Here is a 22,364-nt window from a genome sequence, read left to right as displayed (position 1 = left end):
GCCGGAGCACGGAGAAGTTTCCGCGATCATGAGGGTGCGGCTACCGCCTGACGACCGCCGCGGCCCCGCCGCCCCGCCTGGTCGGCTCCGCGGCCGCGAGCATGCGGCCGTGCCGCTCGAACTCGATCCCGGTCGCCGCACCGATCTCCGGGGTCGTCGTGAAGGTGTGGCCCAACCGCGTGAGCGCCGCAGCCTCCGGTGCCGCCAGGAACGCCGGCTCGGCCTGCACGCTCGCGGTGTTGCGCTGGCTGGCGCGTGGCGCGGCGATCGCGTCCGGAAGCGACAGGCCGAGGTCGAGCCGGCCGACCAGGATCTGCAGGACCGTGGTGATGATCGTCGAGCCGCCGGGCGATCCGACCGCCAGGAACGGCTTCCCGTCCTGCAGGACGATCGTCGGCGACATCGAGCTGCGCGGACGCTTACCCGGCGCGGGCAGGTTCGGGTCGGGCGCGTCCCCCTGCGTCGGCGTGAAGTTGAAGTCGGTCAGCTCGTTGTTGAGCAGGAACCCGCGGCCGGGCACCACCATCGCGTTGCCACCGGTCTGCTCGATGGTCAGGGTGTACTCGACGACGTTGCCCCACCGGTCGGCGACCGTCAGGTTCGTCGTGTGCGTACCCTGCGTGTTGGCCGCCCCCGCCGGCGCCTGCGCGCAGCCGCCGTACGAGCCGTCCGGCACGCCCGGGGCGACCGGCTTGGGCAGCGCGTGCGCCGGGTCGATGAGGCAGGCCCGCTCCGCCGCGAACCCGTCACTGAGCAACTGGTCGAGCGTGGCGCGTGGGGTGTAGTCGCCGATGTACCGGTTGCGGTCGGCGAACGCGAGCGCGCTCGCTTCCAGGTACCGGTGGAGCGCCTGCGCCAACGGCTGCGACCGCAGGTCGGACCGCTCGAGGATGTTGAGCGCCTCACCGACGGTCGTGCCACCACTGGACGGGGTGGCCATGCCGTACACGTCGAGGCCCCGGTACTCCGACCGCGTCGGGGCCGGGAATCGCACGCGGTAGTTCTCCAGGTCCGACAGCACCATGGCGCCGGGGCGGATCGGGTACTGCCACGCCACCGCCGGGTTCGCCGCGACCGGCGGGTGCTGGACGGTGTTGACGATGTCGCGCCCCAGCCGGCCACGATAGAACGCGTCGACGCCCTCCCGGGCGATCAGCCGGTACGTGGCGGCCAGGTCGGGGTTGCGGAACGTGGAGCCGACCGCCGGCGCCTGTCCGCCCGGCAGGTACAGCGCGCGGGTCGAGCTGAACTGCGCGAACGAGGTGTCGTTGTGGTTGGCCGGATCGGCGATCTGATCGTGGAACGTCTGGTCCACCGGGAAGCCCCGCTGCGCCACGGCGGCCGCCGGCGCGAGCGACGCCGCCAGCGACCGGGTACCCCAGCGCCGCAGCGCCTCCTGCCACGTCAGCAGCGTGCCCGGCACCCCGACGGAGATACCGCTGATGCGGGCCTCCTGGAAGTCGTACGGCTTGCCGGTCGCCGGGTCGACGAAAGCGTCGGCCCCCATCGCCATCGGCGCTGCCTCCCGGCCGTCGATGGTGTAGACGGTCCGCTTCCGGGCGTCGTAGTAGACGAGGAAACCGCCGCCACCGATGCCCGCGGAGAACGGCTCGGTCACGCCGAGCGTCGCGGCTGCCGCGACGGCGGCGTCGACGGCGTTTCCACCCCGGCGCAGCACGTCGAGGCCGACGCTCGTGGCGGTGGCATCCACGGTGGAGATAGCTCCGCCGTAGCCTTCCGCCACCGGCGCGGCCCGGATCCGGCCGACGTCGGCCCGGCCGGCGTCGGCCCGGTCGGCGGCGGCGCTGGCCGGGCTCGACGGGGCGAACAGCGGGATCGACAGCGTGAGAGTGGTCAGGGCGGTCAGGACGGTCGCTCGGCGAACTCGCATGCGCGCTCCTCGAATGGACCAGCTTCGCTGTCCGCGCGTACCAGTATGACGCGGAACACACCGCGAAGTACCGCCGAGCGTATCCAGGCCATCGACCCGTGTCACCGCCGAGGGAAACTGTTTCCCCGGAACGGGGTACCCGGCCGGTCAGTGCCCCTGGTAGTACCGGCGCGCTGCCGGATGCAGCGGGACCGGTTGGGTGTACTGCCCGTCCGCGCGGCGGAAGTCGGCCCCCTCCGGGTGCGCCTTCGCCAGCTCTGACTGGTGCTGGAAAAGCACCCTGGTCAGGTCGTACGCCAGCCCGTCGGGCAGGTCGGCGGCGGCCAGCAGCAGGGTCGGGACCGCGACCGTGTCGATGTCGCTGGCCGTGCCGTACACGTTCGCGCGGATGGACGCTCTGGCGTAGATCGACCCGTACTTGGTGAGCAGCGGGTCGGCCACGTAGCCGGTCGACAGCAGCGTGAACCGGCCGGGTGCGCTGGCGAGCAGGTCGGCGACGCCCGGCGTGGGCAGGCCGTCCGCGGCGAACAGCGCGTCGACGGTACCGTCCCGCATCCCGTTCACCGTGTCGGGCAGGGACAGCCGCAGCCGCTGGACGTCGGTGTCCGGATTAAGCCCGGCGGCGTCCAGCATGCGCCCGGCGAGCAGGTCGGAACCCGAGTTCAGAGTGCCGGTGGAGACCCGCTTGCCGCGCAGGTCGGCAAGCGTCCGGATCTTCGCGTCGCTGCGGACGACCACGTTCATCGTGTTCGGGTACAGCCGGGCCAGGGCCACCAGCGGCTGCGGCTTGTCGGCGTACGGGCCACGCCCCTCGACCGCGTCGGCCGCGGAGTCCGTGGTGCACAACGCGAGCTCCATGTCGCCGCTGAGCACCCGCGCGATGTTGTCACCGGACGCGCCGCTGGGCTCGGCCCGCAGCTCGTACCCGGGCACGTACTTGCTGACCAGGTCGGCGTAGCCACCGCCGAGCTGGTAGAAGGTGCCGGTCGTGTTGCCGGTGGCGAGGAAGATCCGACCGTCGTGCCAGCGCCGCGGCGAGGCCGCCGCGCTGGCACAGCCGGCCAGCCCGAGCGCGCCCCCGATCAGCGCCAGGCCGAACGTACGCCGTTTCATGTCAGCCCCTCGGCCTGCCGCGGGGCCGGCTCCAGCGCATCGGCGACCCGGTGTACGAGCATCGCCGTCTCGTAGCCGACCTGCCCCAGGTCGCAGCCGGGTACGGCCAGCACTCCGATCAACGCCCGGTCGCCGACGTTCATGACCAGCATGACGCCGCCGTCCATGTCGACGATCGTCTGCCGCACGCTGCCGGCCGACATGAGGCGCGCGGTGCCGGCGCACAGGCTTGCCAGCCCACTGATCACCGCGGACAGCTGGTCAGCCATGTCGACCGGAAGGTCAGCCGAGGCCGCCAGGCGCAGCCCGTCGTCGGAGACGGCCACGGCGTGGGCCACGTCCGGCACCTGCCGGGCGAAGCTCGCCAGCAACCAGTCGAGGCCGGCGGTCTGCTGCTGTTGTTGCATATGGTTCATCGATCCTTTGTGGGCGTGGATGGTTCGGTCGTATTGCGCTTGGCGGCGGCGACCCCCTCCGCCAGTGCGGACAGTCGGGTGCGGACACTGTGGGGGTCGACCGGCGCACGGGGCGCCGGCGCGGGAGCGGGTCGCGGGTCCCCGGCGAGCTGGGTACCGGGTCGGCGGCGCGGCAACAGCGACCCGCCGGAACGGTCCGGTACGACGGCGGCCGACGCCCGGATGGGCGCCGCCGGCGGCGGAGGCGTGGCCGATGCCGGAGCCGTGGCCGGCACCGGCGCCGCCGGCGTCACGTCCGCCGCCGGGACCGCGGCCTGAGCTGGCACCGCCGGCACCGCGGCCGGCGGTGCCGTTGGCCGTGTCGCTGGCGCCTGCGCTCGCGCGGCCGGGACCTTCGGCGCACCCAGGGAAGCTGCCGCCGAAACGGTCGCGGGCACCCGCAGGGCGCCATCGCCGTGCACGGCGGGCACGGCAGGCACGGCAGGCACGGCAGGCCCCACCGGCGCGGGCGACACCGGCACGGCGGGCGCCGCGGCCAAGGGCACCGCTTCCTCGCGCTCCGCACGGGGCAGCGCCGTCATAGGCACGGACGCGGGCCGGGCCGGACGAGCTGCCGCCCGCTCCAGAACAGGCTCGGCAGCCGCCTGCTCCGCGGGCGCCGACCGTACCGGGGCCGGCGAGTCGAGGACGCTCAACGGCAGTAGCACGTACGCGACGGTGCCGCTGCCGGTCGTGTGCAACTGCACCCTGATGCCGTGCCGGGCCGCCAGTCGCGCCACGACGTGGAGCCCCATGGTGCCGGTGGCGGCGCTCGACAGCCTCGCCGTCCGCTCCGTCAGGCGCCGGTTGACCTCCGCCAGCCTGGCCTCGGTCAGCCCGATCCCGCTGTCGTGCACCCGCAGCACCACGCCATCGACGGTGCGCCGCGCGTCGACGCGTACCGGTGTGTCGGGCGGCGAGAACGAGGTCGCGTTCTCGAGCAGCTCAGCCAGCAGGTGTACCAGGTCACCCACGACCGGGCCGACGACCGCCACGTCCATCGGCTGGGCCTCGACGCGCTTGAAATCCTCGATCTCGGACGCCGCGGCGGTGACCACGCCGGCGAGCGGGAACGCGCCGCTGACCGGCCGGCCCGGCTCGCCCCCGGCGAGTACGAGCAGGTTCTCGCCGTTGCGCCGGAGGCGGGTGGCGAGGTGGTCCAGCGCGAAGAAGCGCTCCAGGGCGTCCGGGTCGGTCTCGTCCTGTTCGAACTCGTCGAGCAGCCGCAGCTGCCGGGTGATGAGGGTACGGATCCTGCGGGCGAAGGTCTCCGCCATGCGCGCCATGTCGGCGTGCAGTTGCGCCTGATCGCCCGCCAGCCGCAGCGCGGTGCGGTGGACCGACGAGAACGCGTCGGCCACCTCACCAACCTCGTCTCCGCTGGCCGCGATGCCGCGGGTGATGCCGGCCGCCGCCGAGTCGAGGCCCCGACTGGCGTCGATCACGGCGCCCGCCATCGCCCGGTCGGCGATCGCCGGCAGTTCGTGCCGGGCGACCGTGAGCGCGGCGGCACGCAGTCGCCGCAGCCGCCGGCTGGTGCGTACGGCCAGCGCCAGCGCGGCGCCGAGCGCGATGAGGCCGATCCCGACCGAACCGCCACCGGTGAGCCAGGCGCGCCGGGTCGCGGACGTCGCTACCTGGGACGCGTCGCGGTCGAGCTGGTCGGACAGCGCCAGCCCGACGAGATTGACCTTCCGGATCGTGCTGCTCTGCGCCACGTACCAGGCGTCGGCGTCGACTTCCAGCGCACCGGGCTCGCCGGCGAACACCGCGTCCCGCATCCGGGCCGCCGCCTCGACGTCCGGTCCCTTGACGACCTTGTCGTAGCGGGCCCGGGCCGCGGCGTCGGCCACCCGCGTGAACTCCGCTTCGCGCTCCTGCCGCGCGGAGTCGATCCTGGCCAGGTCGACCAGGTCGTTGCCCTGGAGCGAACCGCGGCTGAAGGCGGCGTGGAGCAGGTCGCGTTCGAGGGCGTGGTAGTGCTCGACGGCGGCGAGCGCGGCGACGTCGCGTGCGGTGCCCGACAGCTTCGGGTCACGCAGCTGGGACGGCAGGGCGTCGGCGACGGCGAGCAGGGCGGTCGTGATGTCGTGGTACACCGGGTCGGGCAGTTTGTCGGTCGGACCGCCCGGGTCGCTCAACGTCCGGGCGGTCGTCAACTTACCCAGCTCGACATCGGCGGCGTGGAACTCCGCGTCAAGCGCCGGAGTGGTACGCGAGGCCGCCGTCAGCGCGGCGCGGTACCGCTTGACCGCGTCGTCGGTCCGCGCCCGCTGGGCCGTGACGAGCTGCTCGCCGGCGTGCCCGCCCCGCTCGCGTAGCGCCGCCGTCTCCGCCAGCTCGCGTTCGAGCTCGTGGGTCAACCGGACGGTGGCCGTCGCGGTCGACGACACCACCTGCGCGCGGGTGGCGTCGCTCGCACTGGCGATCGAGTCGGCGGTCTGTACGACGCCGAGCACGACGAGGCCGAGCGTGGTGACGAGAATCGGGGCGAGTAGCTGGGTGCGTACCGACCAGAACCAGGAGTGCCCGACGCCCCGCCGGTGGCCGGCGACCGCACGGTCGGCGGTGGAGGGGCGCGGTTGGTCGCCCGCCGGCGGCGTTGTCACTGTCGCGATCGCCATTGCTCTCCTGCACAGAAGCGACCGGGCCCGCTCGTGACGGACCCGATGGCCGGTTCACCTGCTACGCGGCGCCGGGTTCGTGGAACAGTCGGCAGCACCGCGCGCAGCGGGACTCATCGGCCGTCCGGGTGGTCGCCGGGCCGATGCCGTTCGCCGGGGAAATTGTCCTTGATCAGTTCGCCGTGCGTGTCGGGCAGGTCCGGGCCGATGCACCGGCGACGATGGCGTCAAGGTTCGCCTTCACGGGTACCACATTCGGGGACCGCGAAAGCCGATACGACGACTGACGCCGGAGCCGTCAGTTTTGCATTGGCAGTCCCCGATACGACTGATTGACCTCCCACGCCCTCCTTAACGCCCCGTAACGTCGACAAACCTAACCCCGTCCGATGGGCCCGTAAAGAGATCGCCGATACCAGGGTTCGGAAGGCCACGCAGCTAAACCGAACCGTCGATACCGCCATCCTTCATACCGTCGATGCACCGACGACGCCCGGTGGACACAAGTCCGCAGGCATTGCCGAAATGGCGGAAATCAGCGCTCCCCCGTTCCGGATGAATCGCACCAATACGGAACAAGGAGCCATATCCATTCGGTACTGCGGTGCCGCAGGGGAATGCCCCTACAGTCCGCCACGCGTCAATCGCTAACCGTAATTCACATAGACCGTGATTACTGTGAGTGCGCGCGTACACATTTTCCGTCAGGCGGGGGACTCCTGTGGCGCGGCGGCCGGTACGGTGGCGGCCCGCCGCGCGCCGCCACCCGTCACCGCGACGACCACCAGCGCGACCGCGACCGGGAAGACCAGGAAGACACCGCACGAGGCGAGAACGACCACGGCGAACGCGGTCGCCGCCATCGCCACCCGACGGCCGGCCGTGCGCGGCGGCAGGATCCGCACGGCAGCGGCGGTGCCGACGATGGTCACAGCCGCCAGACAGGCCGCGGTCGCGCGCATGAGCGCGTCGAGATCAACGTGGAAGACCAACGTCACCGCGGTCACCAGACCGGCGAGCAGGGCCAGCAGGGTCAGGCTGCGCCGGGGCACCTCGCCCGCCGCGCCGCCCTTCGCGAGCAGTCGCGGCAGCGCGCCGTGGCTGGCGAGAGCCGCGCCGAGGCGCGCGCCGCCGGCGAGGTACGTGTTGAGCGCGCCGAAGGTCAGGAAGACCGCCGCACCCGCGGTGATGGCGTCCGCCGCTCCCCCGATGCCCCGTTCGAGCAGCGAGGCGAGCGGGACCGGCGAGGTGGCCGCCCGATCGCCGAGCACGCCGACCGTCGTGACGGCCAGGCCGAGGTAGAGCACCCCGACGACGATCAGCGTCATGACGGTCGCCCAGGGAAGGTGCTTGCGGGGATTGCGGAACTCGGCCGACAGCGTGCTCGCGGCCTCCCAGCCGGCGAAGGCGAAGAACAGCACGCCCGCCGCGCTGGCGACGCCGGTCCAGCCATGCGGCGCGAACGGCACGAAATGGCGGACCTCGACGTCCGGCGCGGCGGCGGCGACGGCCGCGACGAGCAACCCGATGAGCACGACCACGAACAACAACTGCACCGCGCCGGACAGCCGAAGGCCGATGTAGTTGGCGACGAACACCGCGAGCACCAGCGCGCAGGCGACCCGGGCGGTCGCCGTCCCGTCGAGGCCGAGGGCGGCACCGACGTACTCTCCGCCGATCAGCGCGCCGGCCGGCACTCCGATCGGGACGGCGAGGAAGAACCACCAGCCGACGACCGCGGCGGCGTGCCGGCCGAAAGCGGAGGCGGCGAAGGTGGCGACCCCGCCGTTACCGGGAAAGCGGGCGCCGAGCGCGGCGAAGGTCAGCGAGACCGGCACGCTCAGGGCCAGCAGCGTGCCCCAGGCCACGAGCGAAGCGGGGCCGGCGGCAGCCGCCGCGAGCCGGGGCAGCGCGAGGACACCGGGGCCGAGTACGGCGCCGACGAACAGGGCCGTCCCCTGGCCGAGCCCCAGCCGATGGATGCGCCGATGGCGGGCCACCCCCGCCCACATCGGTACGACGTTCAGATCGGCCATGCTCGTCAGACCCGGGCGATGAGCGTGACGGCGGTACGGGCCGCCGGGGCGGGCCTGGGCGACGGCGGCATCTGGCTCCCCTCCACTGGACGTGTGATCTGCGGAACGATAGCCGACCCGTGGCTCATTGGCGGGCGTCAGTGGAAAACGTGGGAAAAGTTGACAGCACACAACGACGGCGTCACACAGCGCGCAGGACAGCCACCCGCCCGTTGTGTCCTGGGTCACATCGGGAACACCGGATGCCTCACCAGACTTGAGTCGAGAAGACTCATGATTACGTCATTACAGAGGTGCGATGTGGCTACCCTTCCGGTCCTCCCCCTGGCCGACGCCGTCCTCCTGCCCGGCATGGTCATCCCGGTCACCCTGGACGCCGCCACCCAGGCGGCGGTCGACGCGGCCCGCACGGCAGGCGACAACACCCTCATCGCCGTACCCCGCCCGGACGGCGAGTACGGCTCCGTCGGCACGACGGCGGTGATCGAAAAGGTCGGCCGGCTGCCCAGCGGCGAACCGGCCGCCGTGATCCGTGGCCTCGCCCGCGCCCACATCGGCTCCGGCGTCGCCGGCCCGGGTGCCGCGCTGTGGGTGGAGACCTCGCCGTTCGACGAGCCGGCGGTCACCGGCCGGACCCGCGAGCTGGCCCGCGAGTACAAGACCCTGGTCACCTCGGTGCTGCAGCGGCGCGGCGCCTGGCAGGTCATCGACGCCGTCGAGCGGATGGAGGGCCCGTCCGAGCTCGCCGACTCCGCCGGGTACGCGCCCTGGCTGTCGACCGCCCAGAAGGCCGAGATCCTCACCGCCGCCACGGTGGACGCGCGGCTGACGCTGCTCGTCGACTGGATCCGCCAGCACCTCGCCGAGCTCGACGTGGCCGAGCGGATCAGCGAGGACGTCCGCGAGGGCATGGAGAAGAGCCAGCGGGAGTTCCTGCTGCGCCAGCAGCTCGCCGCCATCCGCAAGGAGCTGGGCGAGGACGAACCCGACGGCGCCGGCGACTACCGGTCCCGCGTCGAGGCCGCCGACCTGCCGGAGAAGGTACGCGAGGCGGCGCTGCGCGAGGTCGGCAAGCTGGAGCGCGCCAGCGACTCCACCCCGGAGGCCGGCTGGATCCGCACCTGGCTGGACACCGTGCTCGAGCTGCCGTGGAACACCCGTACCGAGGACAACACCGACCTGACCGCGGCGCGCGCGGTGCTCGACGCCGACCACGCCGGCCTCGACGACGTCAAGGACCGGATCCTGGAGTACCTCGCCGTCCGCAACCGGCGGGCCACCCGCGGCCTGCACGTGGTCGGTGGTCGTGGCTCGGGCGCGGTGCTGGCGCTCGTCGGTCCGCCCGGTGTGGGCAAGACCAGCCTCGGCGAGTCGGTCGCGCGGGCACTGGGCCGCAAATTCGTCCGGGTGGCGCTCGGCGGCGTCCGTGACGAGGCGGAGATCCGCGGTCACCGGCGCACCTACGTGGGCGCACTCCCCGGCCGCATCGTGCGCGCCATCCGCGAAGCCGGCTCGATGAACCCGGTCGTGCTGCTCGACGAGGTGGACAAGCTGTCGGCCGGGTACGCCGGCGACCCGGCCGCCGCGCTGCTGGAGGTGCTCGACCCGGCCCAGAACCACACGTTCCGCGACCACTACCTGGAGGTCGATCTCGACCTGTCGGACGTGCTGTTCCTGGCGACCGCGAACGTCGCCGACACCGTGCCCGGTCCACTGCTGGACCGCATGGAGGTGGTGGCGCTCGACGGGTACACCGAGGCGGAGAAGGTCGCGATCGCCCGCGACCACCTGCTGCCCCGGCAACTGGAGCGCGCCGGCCTCACGCCGGCCGAGGTGACCGTCGACGACGAGGTGCTGCGCCGGATCGCCACCGAGTACACCCGGGAAGCCGGCGTGCGACAGCTGGAGCGGGCGCTGACCCGGATCCTGCGCAAGGCCGCCGTGAAGCTGGCGTCCGACCCGTCGCCGATCCGCGTCGGCGCGGCTGACCTGCGGGCGTACCTGGGTCGGCCGCGGTTCACGCCGGAGTCGGCGGAGCGCACCGCCGTGCCCGGCGTGGCGACCGGGCTGGCGGTAACCGGTACCGGCGGCGACGTGCTGTTCATCGAGGCCACCGCGATGCCCGGGGAGTCCGGTTTGACATTGACCGGTCAGCTCGGTGACGTGATGAAGGAGTCGGCGCAGATCGCGCTGTCGTACCTTCGCTCGCACGGCACGGAGCTGGGCATCGACCCGGCGACGCTGGCGGGCCGCCGGCTGCACCTGCACGTACCCGCGGGCGCGATCCCCAAGGACGGCCCGAGCGCGGGCATCACGATGGCGACCGCGCTGGCGTCGCTGGCGACGGGCCGCCCCGTACGCCCGGAGATCGGTATGACCGGCGAGCTGACGCTGTCGGGCCGGGTACTGCCCATCGGCGGGGTCAAGCAGAAGCTCCTCGCAGCGGCTCGGGCCGGCCTGACCGAGGTCGTCATCCCGGCGCGCAACGAGCCGGACCTCGACGACGTACCCGCCGAGGTGCGCGAGGCGCTCACGATCCACCCGGTGAGCGACGTGACCGACGTGCTGGAGCTGGCCCTGCGCCCGGCGGCTGAGGCAGCGCTAGCCGCCTGAACGATCTTGGACACTTGGGCCGGCTATGACCAGCCCAAGTGTCCAAGATCCGGTGAAAATTTTCCGACGACATTGTCGATTCGCTGCGGGGCCGTTCGTCGTGGTGGTGAAGGCTGGCGCGGGGCCGAGGTCGAGGTCGGTCCGATGCCAGGCGAACGAAACCGATAGAAAGGCAAGCACGATGGCTCAGTACCTGATCCTGATCTACGAGAGCGAGACCGGCTGGCAGGACGCCCCGCCGGAAGCCTGGCAGCAGGCGATGGAGGCGCACAACCGGTTCGCCCAGCAGGTGGGTGAGCTGGGCGGCAGCCTGCTCGGTGGCAACGCCCTGCAGCCGACCACGACGGCGACGACGATCCGGGACGACATCGTGACCGACGGCCCGTTCGTCGAGACAAAGGAGGCCCTGGGCGGCTACTACCTGATCGAGGCGAAGGATCTCGACCAGGCCCTGGCCATCGCCAAACTGTGCCCGGCGCCGTACGGCGGGGTCGAGGTGCGGCCAGTCATGACCTTCGACGAGTGACAGGCGCCAGGTGAACGCAGCCGCCGCGGAGATCAAGCGGGCGGTTGCCGACGCGCACCGTCGCGAGTGGGCATTCGTGCTCGCCGCGACGGCGCGCGTCGCCGGCGACATCGAACTCGCCGAAGAGTGCGTCCAGGACGCGTACCTAAGGGCGCTGGACACCTGGGCTCGCGACGGCGTACCCGGAAACCCCGGCGCGTGGCTCACCACGACCGCGCGCCGGCTCGCCCTGGACGCGCACCGCCGCGACCGTACGCTCCGCTCCAAGCTGCCGCTACTGGTCGAGCCGGACGCCGCGCCGGACGCCGAAGACGTGGAAGCCGACGTGGTCCCCGACGACCGACTTCGGCTGGTCTTCACCTGCTGCCACCCCGCCCTGGCCAGGGAGGCGCAGGTGGCGCTGACGCTGCGCCTGGTGTGCGGGGTGAGCACCGGTGACATCGCCCAGGCGTTCCTGGTATCCGAGCCGACAATGGCCGCGCGCGTCACCCGGGCCAAGAAGAAGATCTCGGCGGCGCGCATCGCCTATCGCGTGCCGGAAGCGCACGAGCTACCCGACCGCCTGGACGCGGTGCTGACCGTGGTCCACCTCCTCTACACGACCGGTCACACCGCTCCCACCGGCCGGGATCTCGTCCGCGTCGACCTGGTGGAGCGGGCGCTGGACCTGGCGCGCATGCTGCACAGCCTCATGCCCGACGAGCGGGAGGTACGCGGCCTGCTCGCCCTGCTGCTGCTCGCCGACGCCCGCCGGGCGACCCGGATCGCGCCCGACGGCCGCCTGCTGCTGCTGGCGGAGCAGGACCGTTCGCGGTGGGACCGGGCCGCCATCGACGAGGGCGTCGGGCTCGTGTTCGACGCGCTGCGTGGCGGGCGCCCGGGCCGGTTCGCGCTGCAGGCGGCCATCGCGGCGCTGCACGCCGAAGCGCCCAGCTACGCCGAGACCGACTGGCGGCAGGTAGTGGGTCTGTACGACGAACTGCTGCGGGTGTGGCCGTCGCCGGTGGTCGCGCTCAACCGCACCGCGGCCGTCGCGATGGTGGACGGCCCGGCCGCGGCACTCGTCGAGGTCGAAGCACTCGAACGCGACGGCCGGCTGGCCGGTTATCGGTACCTGACGGCCACGAAGGCGGACCTGCTGCGGCGCCTCGGCCGCAACAAGGAGGCGATCGCCGCCTACCGCGCGGCGCTGGAACTCGCCGACAACGCCACCGAACGGGCGTTCCTCGCCGGCCGGATCACCGAACTCTCTGCCGGCTGAGGTGCCGGTTCGCCCCGGAACAGCCGTCGGGCCCACCTCGTAGTCGAGGACCGCTGAAGTGGCCCGAATTGTGACATTACGCCCTTTTCCAACGGGGCGAGATATAGTCCTGATGGCCGACTTCACTCCGTACTTACGGTCACCCACCGCCATGATTACGACCAACCGCTATCGGGCAAACGGAGGACACTCGGACAGCCGTCCGGCGGCCGGACGTCAGGGGCAGGAGCAGCGACAGATGCAGGTATGGCCGGGGCGTCAGTACCCACTCGGCGCCAGCTACGACGGGACAGGAACCAACTTCGCGCTCTTCTCGCAAGCCGCCGAACGGGTCGAGCTGTGCCTGTTCGACGACGACAACGAAACCCGCGTCGACCTCACCGAGGTCGACGGCTTCGTCTGGCACGGCTACCTGCCGGGCATCGAGCCCGGGCAGCGCTACGGCTACCGGGTGCACGGCCCGTACGACCCGGCGCGCGGCCAGCGCTGCAACCCCCACAAGCTGCTGATCGACCCGTACGCGAAGGCGATCGACGGGGACGTGAAGTGGGATCCCGCCGTCTACGCGTACGAGTTCGGCGCCCCCGACCGCATGTCGGAGGCCGACTCCGCGCCGTTCATGCCGAAGTCCGTCGTGACCAACCCGTACTTCGACTGGGGCAACGACCGCTCGCCCCAGATCCCCTACCACGAGACGGTGTTCTACGAGGCCCACGTCAAGGGCCTCACCTGGCTGCACCCGGACATCCCCGAGGAGCTGCGCGGCACCTACGCGGGGATCGCGCACCCGGCGATGATCGAGCACCTCACCAGGCTCGGGGTCACGGCGATCGAGCTGATGCCGGTGCACCAGTTCGTCAACGACCACCACCTCACCGACCGGGGCCTGCGCAACTACTGGGGCTACAACACCATCGGCTACTTCGCGCCGCACCACGCGTACTCGTCCATGGGCCGGGCGGGCCAGCAGGTGCAGGAGTTCCGCTCGATGGTCAAGTCGCTGCACGAGGCCGGCATCGAGGTGATCCTCGACGTGGTCTACAACCACACCGCCGAGGGCAACCACCTGGGCCCGACGCTGAGCTTCCGCGGGATCGACAACGCCTCGTACTACCGGCTCGTCGACGACGATCCGCAGTACTACATGGACTACACCGGCTGCGGAAACAGCCTGAACGTGCGCGGCCCGCACACCCTCCAGCTGATCATGGATTCGCTGCGGTACTGGGTGCAGGAGATGCACGTCGACGGCTTCCGCTTCGACCTCGCCGCCACGCTGGCCCGCGAGTTCTACGAGGTCGACCGGCTGTCCACCTTCTTCGAAGTCGTGCAGCAGGACCCGATCGTCGGCAACGTCAAGCTGATCGCCGAGCCGTGGGACGTCGGCCCCGGCGGGTACCAGGTCGGCAACTTCCCCCCACTGTGGACGGAGTGGAACGGCAAGTTCCGCGACACCGTACGCGACTTCTGGCGCGGGGAGCCGGCGACCCTGGGCGAGTTCGCCAGCCGGATCTCCGGGTCGGCCGACCTGTACGCCGACGACGGCAGGCGACCGATCGCCAGCGTCAACTTCGTGACCGTGCACGACGGGTTCACGTTGACCGACCTGGTCTCGTACAACGAGAAGCACAACGAGGCCAACGGCGAGGACAACCGCGACGGGGAGAGCCACAACCGGTCGTGGAACTGCGGCGTCGAGGGGCCGACCGACGACCCGGAGATCCTCGAACTGCGCGCCCGCCAGCGGCGCAACCTGCTCGCCACCGTGCTGCTGTCGCAGGGCGTGCCACTCATCGGCCACGGCGACGAACTGGGCCGCACCCAGCAGGGCAACAACAACGTGTACTGCCAGGACAACGAGCTGAGCTGGGTCAACTGGGCCGAGGCCGACGAGCAGCTGCTGAAGTTCACCCGCACCCTGATCGCCTTCCGGGCCGAGCACCCCGTCTTCCGCCGCCGCCGGTTCTTCACCGGCCGTCCGGTACGCCGGGTCAGCGGCACGCCCATCCGGGACATGGAGTGGTTCACCCCCGACGCCCGGGAGATGAGCGAGGAGGACTGGGACTTCGACCTCGGCCGCGCGGTCATGCTGTTCCTCAACGGCGAGGGCATCCGGGAGACCGGGCCGCGCGGCGAGCGGGTCGCCGACGACTCCTTCCTCATCTGCTTCAACGCGCACAACGACTGGCTGGAGTTCGTGCTCCCGCCGGCCGAGTTCGGCCAGAAGTGGGAGCTGGTCATCGATACCGGCGAGTTCCCCAGCGCCGACGTCAAGAACGGGCGGGTGGTCGAGGCCGGCGGGAAGCTGTTCGTCCGCGACCGTTCGTTCTGCGTCCTCCAGCGGCGGACCGCCTGACATGCGGCCGGTCTCCACGTATCGGGTGCAGGTACGCCCGGGCTTCGACCTGGCAGCCACCGCTGAACTGGCCGGCTACCTGGACGCGCTCGGCGTCACGCACCTCTACACCGCTCCCCTGCTCACCGCCGCTCCGGGCTCCGAGCACGGGTACGACGTCGTCGACCACGCCCGTGTGAACCCGCAGCTCGGCGGCGAGGACGGCCGGCGGCGGCTGGTGGCGGCGCTGCGCGCGGCGGGCCTGGGCCTCGTCGTCGACATCGTGCCCAACCACGTCGGGGTGGCGGTGCCGGCCGCGAACCCGGCGTGGTGGGACGTGCTGCGCCACGGTCGCGCGTCGCGGTACGCCGACTGGTTCGACATCGACTGGAGCCGGCCGCGCATCCTGCTGCCGGTGCTGTCCGACTCCCCCGACGCGCTGTCCGACCTGAAGGTCGTCGGTGACGAGCTGCACTACTACGACAAGCGGTTCCCGCTTCGGCCGGGTACGGCGGGCGGCAGCCCGACCGAGGTGCACGACCGCCAGCACTACGAACTGGTGTCGTGGCGGCGGGGCAACGCCGAGCTCAACTACCGGCGCTTCTTCGCCATCGCCGAACTCGCCGGCCTCCGCGTGGAAGACCCGGCCGTGTTCGACGCGACCCACCGGGAGGTGCTGCGCTGGTACGCCGCCGGCGAGCTCGACGGCATCCGGATCGACCACCCGGACGGGCTGCGCGACCCGGCCGGCTACCTGCGGCGGCTGGCCGAGGCGGCGCCGGACGCGTGGCTGGTCGTGGAGAAGATCCTGGAAGTCGGCGAGGAGCTGCCGGACTGGCCGGTCGCCGGCACGACCGGGTACGACGCCCTGCGCGAGGTCTCGGGACTGTTCATCGACCCGGCGGCCGAGGCCGCGTTCACCCGGCTCGACCCTTCCGATTGGGCGACCCTTGCGCACCAGGGCAAGCGGGAAGCCGCGACACAGCTGCTCGCGGCGGAGCTGACCCGCTTGAGCCGGCTCGTGCCGGATCTGCCCGCCGCGAAACCCGACGCGGAAGAGGCACTGGTCGAGATCGCCGTGCAGTTCCCGGTGTACCGCTCGTACCTGCCGGTCGGGGCCGAGCACCTCACGCAGGCCCTCGCGGCGGCCGAGCGGTCCCGCCCCGACCTGACCGCGACGGTCGAGGCGCTGCGGCCCCGGCTGTCGCACCCCGACGACGAGCTGGCCGTACGGTTCCAGCAGTACACCGGCGCGGTGATGGCCAAAGGCGTCGAGGACACGGCGTTCTACCGGTACAGCCGGTTCACCGCAGCCAACGAGGTCGGCAACGATCCGGGCCACTTCGGCGTCCCGGTCGCGGACTTCCACGCGGCGGCCGCGGCCCGGCAGGCCCGCTGGCCCTCCGGGATGACCGCACTGTCCACCCACGACACCAAGCGGTCGGAGGACGTACGCGCACGGCTGGCCGTACTCTCCGAGGTTCCGCAGGAGTGGGCCGACGCCGTGCGGCGGTGGACGGCCCGCGCACCGCTGCCCGACGTGGCGCTGGCCCACCTGCTGTGGCAGGCGACGGTCGGCGCCTGGCCGATCGAGCGGGAACGGCTGCACGCGTACGCGGAGAAGGCCGCCCGCGAGGCGTCGACGTCGACGTCGTGGGCTGACCCGGACCCCGACTTCGAGCGCGCGATGCACGGGGTCGTCGACGCGGTCTACGACGACCCGGCGCTGCACGCCGACCTGTCGGACTTCGTCGCGTCGATCCGCGCCGCCGGCTGGTCCAACTCGCTCGGGCAGAAGCTGGTCCAGCTCACGATGCCCGGCGTACCGGACGTGTACCAGGGCACCGAGCTCTGGGACTTCTCGCTGGTCGACCCGGACAACCGGCGTCCGGTCGACTTCGCCGCGCGCCGCGACCTGCTCGCGCGGCTCGACGACGGCTGGCAGCCGGACGTCGACGCGACCGGAGCCGCGAAGCTGCTGGTGACCAGCCGCGCGCTGCGCCTGCGCCGGCAGCACCCGGAGCTGTTCACCGGTTACCGGCAGCTGGACGCCGAGGGCCCGGCGGCGTCGCATCTGGTCGCGTTCGATCGGGCTTCTGACGGTCGCGGTGGTGCCCTTACCGTCGCCACCCGGCTGCCGGTCGGCCTGCGCCGGCGCGGCGGCTGGGGTGACACCCGGCTGTCCCTGCCCGACGACCTGGTCGACGTGCTCACGGGCCGGCAGTTCGCCGGCGGCGCGGTGGCGCTGGTCGACCTGCTGGACCCGTACCCCGTCGCGCTGCTGGCCCCGAGGAGAACAGTGTCATGACCGAGTTCCGGGTCTGGGCGCCGAAGGCGTCCCGGGTACGGCTGCGGGCGCTGGACGCCGACCACGACATGGAGGCCGCCGAGGAGTCGGGCTGGTGGCGGGTCGACGTACCGGCCGCCGGGCCCGGCACCGACTACGCGTACCTGCTCGACGACTCGGACCGGCCGCTGCCCGACCCGCGGTCGGCCTGGCAGCCGCACGGCGTGCACGGGCCGAGCCGGCTCTACGACCACGGCGCGTTCGGCTGGACCGACGACGGCTGGACCGGCCGTTTCCTGCCGGGCAGCGTCATCTACGAACTGCACGTCGGCACGTTCACGCCAGCGGGCACCTTTGATTCAGCTGTCGAACGCCTCGACCACCTCGTCGACCTCGGCATCGACCTCGTCGAGCTGCTGCCGGTGAACGCCTTCAACGGCGAGTACAACTGGGGCTACGACGGGGTCTGCTGGTACGCGCCGCACGAGCCGTACGGCGGACCCGACGGCCTGAAGCGCTTCGTGGACGCCTGCCACGCCCGCGGCCTCGGGGTGATCATCGACGCGGTCTACAACCACTTCGGGCCCTCCGGCGCGTACGCCCCCGCGTTCGGCCCGTACCTGGGCGAGGCGTCGAACCCCTGGGGCGCGGCGCTCAACCTCGACGGCCCCGGTAGCGAGGAGGTCCGCCGGTACATCATCGACAGCGCCCTGACCTGGCTGCGCGACTACCACGTCGACGGCCTGCGCCTGGACGCGGTGCACGCGCTCGTCGACCACGGCGCGGTCCACCTGCTCGAACAGCTCGCGGTCGAGGTCGAGTCGCTGGCGACGCATCTCGGCCGACCGCTGTCGCTCATCGCCGAGTCCGACCTCAACGACCCTCGGATGGTGACGCCGCGCGAGGCCGGCGGGTACGGCCTGCAGGCGCAGTGGGACGACGACGTCCACCACGCGCTGCACGCCGTCCTCAGCGGTGAGCGGCAGGGCTACTACGCCGACTTCGGCTCGACCGACTGCCTCGCGACCGTACTGGAGGGCGCGTTCTTCCACGCCAGCACCTGGTCGAGCTTCCGCGGTCGCCGCCACGGCCGTCCGGTGGACCGGTCCCGGACACCCGGCCACCGCTTCGTCGCGTACCTGCAGAACCACGACCAGATCGGCAACCGGGCGCTCGGCGACCGGCTACCGGCGATCATGTCCAGCGGGCTGCTGAAGGTGGGCGCGACCCTGCTGCTGACCGGCCCGTTCACGCCGATGCTGTTCATGGGTGAGGAGTGGGCCGCCAGCACGCCCTGGCAGTTCTTCACCAGCCACCCCGAGCCCGACCTCGCGGCGGCCGTCGCAAGTGGACGGCGACGGGAGTTCGCCGCGCACGGCTGGACGGCCGACGAGGTGCCCGACCCGCAGGCGCCCGAGACGTACCAGCGCTCCAAGCTCGACTGGTCGGAGCTGGACAAGCCTGAGCACGCAGGCGTGGCGGAGCTGTACCGGCGGCTGATCGCGCTGCGCAAGGCGGTGCCCGACCTGTCGGACCCGTGGCTGGACCGGGTGAAGGTCACCACCGGCGACCGGTTCCTGACCGTCGCGCGGGGCGGCTGCCTGGTGGTGGCCAACCTCGCCGGCCAGCGCCAGCGCATCGCGATCCCCGGCCGGGCGGACGCCGTACTGCTGGCCACGGAGGCCGGCGTGACGGTGCGCCCGAACGCGGTGGAGCTGCCGGCCGAGTCCGCGGCGGTCATTACCGTGTCATGATCCTGAAGGGTTTTCCGTGTCGGGACACGGAAAACCCTTCAGGATCATGGGAGGTGCGGTCACGTCCGCTTCGCGACCGCCTCCTTGAGGTCGTCCGGCAGGGCGTCGGCCGCGAGTAGCCGGGGCAGCAGTTCCGGCTCGCGGGTCAAGGCCCGGAACGTCAGACCGACCGTCACGTCGTGCTCCGGGCGGCTGACCACCTCGATCGGATCGCCGGCACGGATCTCGCCGGGCACGATGATCCGCAGGTAGGCCCCGGGCACCGCGCGGACGGTGAAGCGCTTGACCCACCCATGTTCGGCCATCCAGTCGGCGAACGTGCGGCACGGGATCCGCACGTCGGCGACCTCGAGGACGACCTGCTCGCCGACGCGCCAGCGCTCCCCGACCAGGGCGCCGGTGACGTCCAGCCCCGAGGTGGTGAGGTTCTCGCCGAAGGCGCCGTTGGGCAGTGTCCGCCCCAGCTCGGCCTCCCAGGCGTCGAGGTCCTCCCGGGCGTACGCGTAGACCGCCTGGTCGTCGCCGCCGTGGTTGACCCGGTCGAAGATCCCGTCGCCGACCAGGCCGCTGCCCAGCCCGCCGTCCTTCGGACCGGGGGCGCGCACCAGCACCGGGCCCGCGACCGGCCGCTTGTCGATGCCGGTCACCCCGGACTCCTTGGCCGGGTTCGGCCGGGGCACCGCCAGGTTCACCGAGATCAGCTCCGCCACGCCGGCAGCTTATGCGCCGGCGCGCGGGGGTGACGAGCGGTTTACCCGACCAGCGGGGACTCACCCGTTCGGGCGATCCGGTGCGGCACGAACGGCGAGCGCGTTACACCCGGACGGCTACAGCGATAAACATTCACACCGGTAAACGCGGCCGTCGGCCGTGAAAGGTAGGGATGCCATGAGACCACCCCGGAAGGCCGCGCGGGCGCCGCGGCCGATCATCGCTGCCGCCGCCCTGCTCCTCGCCGTGGCCGCCGGCGCCACCCCCGCGCAGGCCGCGACCCCCGCGAGCGGCACCGTGTCGTCGACCAGCACGTCCGTCACGTGGAACGGCGGCCCGTTCCTCGTGCCGAACGCGACCGCGACCGCCGGCAGCCTGCTGTGCAACCAGGCGACGGTCTGCGACGACTACGCCCTCACCGTCGACGTGCCGGCCGGTTACGACGCCGGCAACGACCTGAAGATCGCGGTCGGTTGGTCGGCCGGCAACGCGGACTTCGACGTGTACCTGTACGACAGCGCCGGCAACGAGGTCGCCGAGGCGGCTACGACCGCCGACCCGGAGATCCTCGTCGTGCCGCCGGTGGCCGGGAAGTACACCGTCCGGGTCGTGCCGTTCAACCCGCTCGGCCAGAGCTACTGGGCGATGGCCTCGCTGACGGCGAAGCCGGCGGCCCCGGCACCCGGCCCGACCGGCGCGACGTCGTTCACCAACTACCCGGCGCCCGAAACACTCCCGCAGGCCCACAGTGCCGGCGAGCCGTCGATCGGCGTCAACTGGAAGACCGGCAAGGCCATGTACCAGGCCTACACCGACACGTACCGGGTCACGTTCGACGACTCGGCCAACCCGGCCACGGCCGCCTGGGAGAACGCCAGCGCCGGCCCACCGAACTGCACCGCGGTCACGTCGCTCGACCCTATCCTGTACACCGACCACGACACCGGCCGTACGTTCGAGTCGCAGTTGGCCGGCAAGGCGGCGCTGACCTGCTACACCGACGACGACGGCAGGACGTGGGTCCCCACGCAGGGCAGCGGCATCAACTCCGGCGTCGACCACCAGACCATCGGCGGCGGAAAGTACTCGGCGAGCGGCCTCGGCGGCACCCCGCTGTACCCGGACGCCGTGTACTACTGCTCGCAGGACATCGCTGACGCGTCCTGCGCGGTCAGCCGGGACGGCGGCCTCACGTACGGCCCGGCGGTCCCGATGTACACCCTGCTCGACTGCGGCGGCCTGCACGGCCACGTGAAGGTCGCCCCGAACGACGGCACGGTGTACGTGCCGAACAAGGGGTGCGGGGCCAACCAGGCGGTCGCGGTCTCCGCGGACAACGGGCTGACCTGGCAGGTACGCAAGGTGCCGACCAGCGCGCCGGGCGACAGCGACCCGTCGGTCGGCGTCGGCGCGGACGGCACCGTCTACTTCGGCTACCAGAACGCCGACGGCCACCCGCACGTCGCGGTCTCCCACGACAAGGGCCAGACCTGGGAGAACGACCAGGACGTCGGCGCGGCGCTGGGGATTGCGAACACGGTGTTCCCGGCCATGGTCGCCGGTGATGCCGACCGGGCGGCGTTCGCCTTCCTCGGCACCCCGACCGGCGGCAACTACCAGGACACCGCCAACTTCAAGGGTGAGTGGCACCTGTACGTGGCGACCACGTACGACTCCGGCAGGACCTGGTCGTTGACCGACGCCACCCCGAACGACCCGGTACAGAAGGGCTCCATCTGCACCGGTGGTACCACCTGTGGCAACGACCGCAACCTGCTCGACTTCATCGACGTGCAGATCGACAAGCAGGGCCGGGTCCTCGTGGCCTACGCCGACGGGTGCACCGGCGCCTGCTCAGGCGGCGGCGCGCAGAATTTCGACGCCCTGGCGACGATCGCCCGCCAGAGCGGCGGGAAGACGCTGTTCGCCGCGTACGACGCCCAGTTCCTCGCCGACCTGCAGGTTCCCGCAGTCGATCCGCAGGTGGCGCCGAACGGGAAATCGACCCTCACCGCGACGGTCCGCAACACCGGGCACGCCGTCGCGAAGGCGGTCACCGTACGGTTCACCACCCCGGACGGGTTCTCCGCCACCAGCGCACCGGTCGACCTGCTCCCCGGCCAGTCGGCGCAGGTGAGCGTGGCCTGGCCGACGCGGGGCGAGCACGGCGCGGAGACCGTGACCGCCACGGCCGACCCGAACAACACGATCAGCGAGAGCGACGAGTCCAACAACGTCGACAGCGTCACGGTGCGATTGCCGAAATGAGCCGGCTGTCCATCCCTTCCCTCCTCGCGGTGGTCGCCGTCGCAGCCCTGGTGGGCTGTGACGGCACCGCGAAGGGCGCCGCCCTGCCCGCCGAGGCGGCGGGCTCCGGCAACGTCGAATGCGCCGACGGGGCCGCGGCTCTACCCGCGCCCACCGCGTTCCCCCGGGAGGTACCGCTGCCGCCGAAGGCCGTCGTCACCGGCTACGAGGAGCGCTCGGGCGGTCGGCAGATCGTCACGGCGGTCGTACCGGGCACCTTTCAGGGCACCCTCGGCTTCATGCAGAAGGCCTACCCGTCAGCCGGGCTGGAACTGAAGCAGGGCGAGGTCGAGGCCCACGACGCCGAGTCCAACTTCGCCGGTCAGGGCCTGGTCGGCCGTTGGACGCTGAAGGAGATCTCCGGCTGTCACGGCGACACGCTCGTCACGGTCCTGGCGGCCAAGGGCTGACTGGCGTGGGGCTGTCCGGGCACCGGAGTCGACCGGACAGC

At 71.9% G+C, this 22,364-nt stretch carries 14 protein-coding genes; 8 read left to right on the top strand and 6 right to left on the bottom strand.

Going from position 1 to position 22,364, the window contains the following annotated elements:
• Positions 1–40: 40 nt before the first annotated feature.
• The 5 genes from ggt to HC031_RS18610 all read right to left on the bottom strand — a co-directional run bounded on the left by ggt (position 41) and on the right by HC031_RS18610 (position 8,119).
• Complete coding sequence (gene ggt, locus HC031_RS18630; protein ID WP_167926621.1) at positions 41–1,891, bottom strand: gamma-glutamyltransferase; 1,851 nt, start codon at positions 1,889–1,891, stop codon at positions 41–43.
• Between the two features lie 147 nt (positions 1,892–2,038).
• A complete protein-coding gene (locus HC031_RS18625) occupies positions 2,039–3,004 on the bottom strand; it encodes a TAXI family TRAP transporter solute-binding subunit (RefSeq protein WP_167926620.1) in 966 nt (321 codons plus the stop codon).
• Positions 3,001–3,411, bottom strand: coding sequence for a roadblock/LC7 domain-containing protein (locus HC031_RS18620; protein ID WP_205862917.1), 411 nt, complete (start codon positions 3,409–3,411; stop codon positions 3,001–3,003). The genes HC031_RS18625 and HC031_RS18620 overlap by 4 nt, the downstream gene beginning before the upstream one ends.
• 5 nt (positions 3,412–3,416) lie before the next feature.
• Complete coding sequence (locus HC031_RS18615) at positions 3,417–6,083, bottom strand: sensor histidine kinase (RefSeq protein ID WP_205862916.1); 2,667 nt, start codon at positions 6,081–6,083, stop codon at positions 3,417–3,419.
• A gap of 704 nt (positions 6,084–6,787) precedes the next feature.
• Positions 6,788–8,119: an APC family permease gene (locus tag HC031_RS18610; protein WP_205862915.1), complete on the bottom strand. Its 1,332-nt coding sequence runs from the start codon at positions 8,117–8,119 to the stop codon at positions 6,788–6,790.
• A 300-nt stretch (positions 8,120–8,419) separates the two neighbouring features.
• Between HC031_RS18610 and lon the strand changes: the two genes are divergently transcribed.
• The 6 genes from lon (at position 8,420) to treZ (ending at position 18,895) form a co-directional block, all read left to right on the top strand.
• Positions 8,420–10,732 (top strand): endopeptidase La, encoded by a 2,313-nt coding sequence (gene lon, locus HC031_RS18605; RefSeq protein ID WP_167926618.1) that lies wholly within the window; start codon positions 8,420–8,422, stop codon positions 10,730–10,732.
• A gap of 181 nt (positions 10,733–10,913) precedes the next feature.
• Positions 10,914–11,258 carry a YciI family protein gene (locus HC031_RS18600; RefSeq protein WP_167926617.1) on the top strand — a complete coding sequence of 115 codons (345 nt, stop codon included), beginning with the start codon at positions 10,914–10,916 and terminating at the stop codon, positions 11,256–11,258.
• Positions 11,259–11,334: 76 nt separating this feature from the next.
• Positions 11,335–12,519, top strand: a complete 1,185-nt coding sequence (locus HC031_RS18595) for a sigma-70 family RNA polymerase sigma factor (RefSeq protein WP_167926711.1) — start codon at positions 11,335–11,337, stop codon at positions 12,517–12,519.
• A gap of 238 nt (positions 12,520–12,757) precedes the next feature.
• Positions 12,758–14,875, top strand: coding sequence for a glycogen debranching protein GlgX (gene glgX / locus HC031_RS18590; RefSeq protein ID WP_167926616.1), 2,118 nt, complete (start codon positions 12,758–12,760; stop codon positions 14,873–14,875).
• A 1-nt stretch (position 14,876) separates the two neighbouring features.
• Positions 14,877–17,162 carry a malto-oligosyltrehalose synthase gene (gene treY / locus HC031_RS18585; RefSeq protein WP_167926615.1) on the top strand — a complete coding sequence of 762 codons (2,286 nt, stop codon included), beginning with the start codon at positions 14,877–14,879 and terminating at the stop codon, positions 17,160–17,162.
• Positions 17,159–18,895 carry a malto-oligosyltrehalose trehalohydrolase gene (gene treZ, locus HC031_RS18580; RefSeq protein ID WP_167926614.1) on the top strand — a complete coding sequence of 579 codons (1,737 nt, stop codon included), beginning with the start codon at positions 17,159–17,161 and terminating at the stop codon, positions 18,893–18,895. The genes treY and treZ overlap by 4 nt, the downstream gene beginning before the upstream one ends.
• Positions 18,896–18,954: 59 nt before the next feature.
• On the opposite strand, the gene HC031_RS18575 is transcribed toward treZ, so the two are convergent.
• Positions 18,955–19,605, bottom strand: a complete 651-nt coding sequence (locus HC031_RS18575) for an MOSC domain-containing protein (RefSeq protein ID WP_338090727.1) — start codon at positions 19,603–19,605, stop codon at positions 18,955–18,957.
• 178 nt (positions 19,606–19,783) lie between these two features.
• Here HC031_RS18575 and HC031_RS18570 point away from each other — a divergent pair, with 178 nt between their 5' ends.
• Both HC031_RS18570 and HC031_RS18565 read left to right on the top strand, forming a co-directional pair.
• On the top strand, positions 19,784–21,874 hold the full coding sequence (locus HC031_RS18570; RefSeq protein WP_167926613.1) for a CARDB domain-containing protein: 2,091 nt from the start codon (positions 19,784–19,786) through the stop codon (positions 21,872–21,874).
• Positions 21,871–22,323: a hypothetical protein gene (locus tag HC031_RS18565; RefSeq protein WP_167926612.1), complete on the top strand. Its 453-nt coding sequence runs from the start codon at positions 21,871–21,873 to the stop codon at positions 22,321–22,323. Before HC031_RS18570 ends, HC031_RS18565 begins: the two co-directional genes overlap by 4 nt.
• Positions 22,324–22,364 lie beyond the last annotated feature (41 nt).

Origin of the sequence: Planosporangium thailandense, from assembly GCF_011947195.1 — a bacterium.
Lineage (GTDB): Bacteria > Actinomycetota > Actinomycetes > Mycobacteriales > Micromonosporaceae > Planosporangium > Planosporangium thailandense.
Note: the sequence above shows the minus strand (reverse complement) of the source record. Positions and strands in the feature narration are given on the sequence as shown.

Coding starts and splice junctions, on each gene's coding strand:
- ggt (WP_167926621.1), bottom strand. CDS start 1,891: ATGCGAGTTCGCCGAGCGACCGTCCTGACCGCCCTGACCACTCTCACG.
- HC031_RS18625 (WP_167926620.1), bottom strand. CDS start 3,004: ATGAAACGGCGTACGTTCGGCCTGGCGCTGATCGGGGGCGCGCTCGGG.
- HC031_RS18620 (WP_205862917.1), bottom strand. CDS start 3,411: ATGCAACAACAGCAGCAGACCGCCGGCCTCGACTGGTTGCTGGCGAGC.
- HC031_RS18615 (WP_205862916.1), bottom strand. CDS start 6,083: ATGGCGATCGCGACAGTGACAACGCCGCCGGCGGGCGACCAACCGCGC.
- HC031_RS18610 (WP_205862915.1), bottom strand. CDS start 8,119: ATGGCCGATCTGAACGTCGTACCGATGTGGGCGGGGGTGGCCCGCCAT.
- HC031_RS18600 (WP_167926617.1), top strand. CDS start 10,914: ATGGCTCAGTACCTGATCCTGATCTACGAGAGCGAGACCGGCTGGCAG.
- glgX (WP_167926616.1), top strand. CDS start 12,758: ATGCAGGTATGGCCGGGGCGTCAGTACCCACTCGGCGCCAGCTACGAC.
- treY (WP_167926615.1), top strand. CDS start 14,877: ATGCGGCCGGTCTCCACGTATCGGGTGCAGGTACGCCCGGGCTTCGAC.
- treZ (WP_167926614.1), top strand. CDS start 17,159: ATGACCGAGTTCCGGGTCTGGGCGCCGAAGGCGTCCCGGGTACGGCTG.
- HC031_RS18570 (WP_167926613.1), top strand. CDS start 19,784: ATGAGACCACCCCGGAAGGCCGCGCGGGCGCCGCGGCCGATCATCGCT.
- HC031_RS18565 (WP_167926612.1), top strand. CDS start 21,871: ATGAGCCGGCTGTCCATCCCTTCCCTCCTCGCGGTGGTCGCCGTCGCA.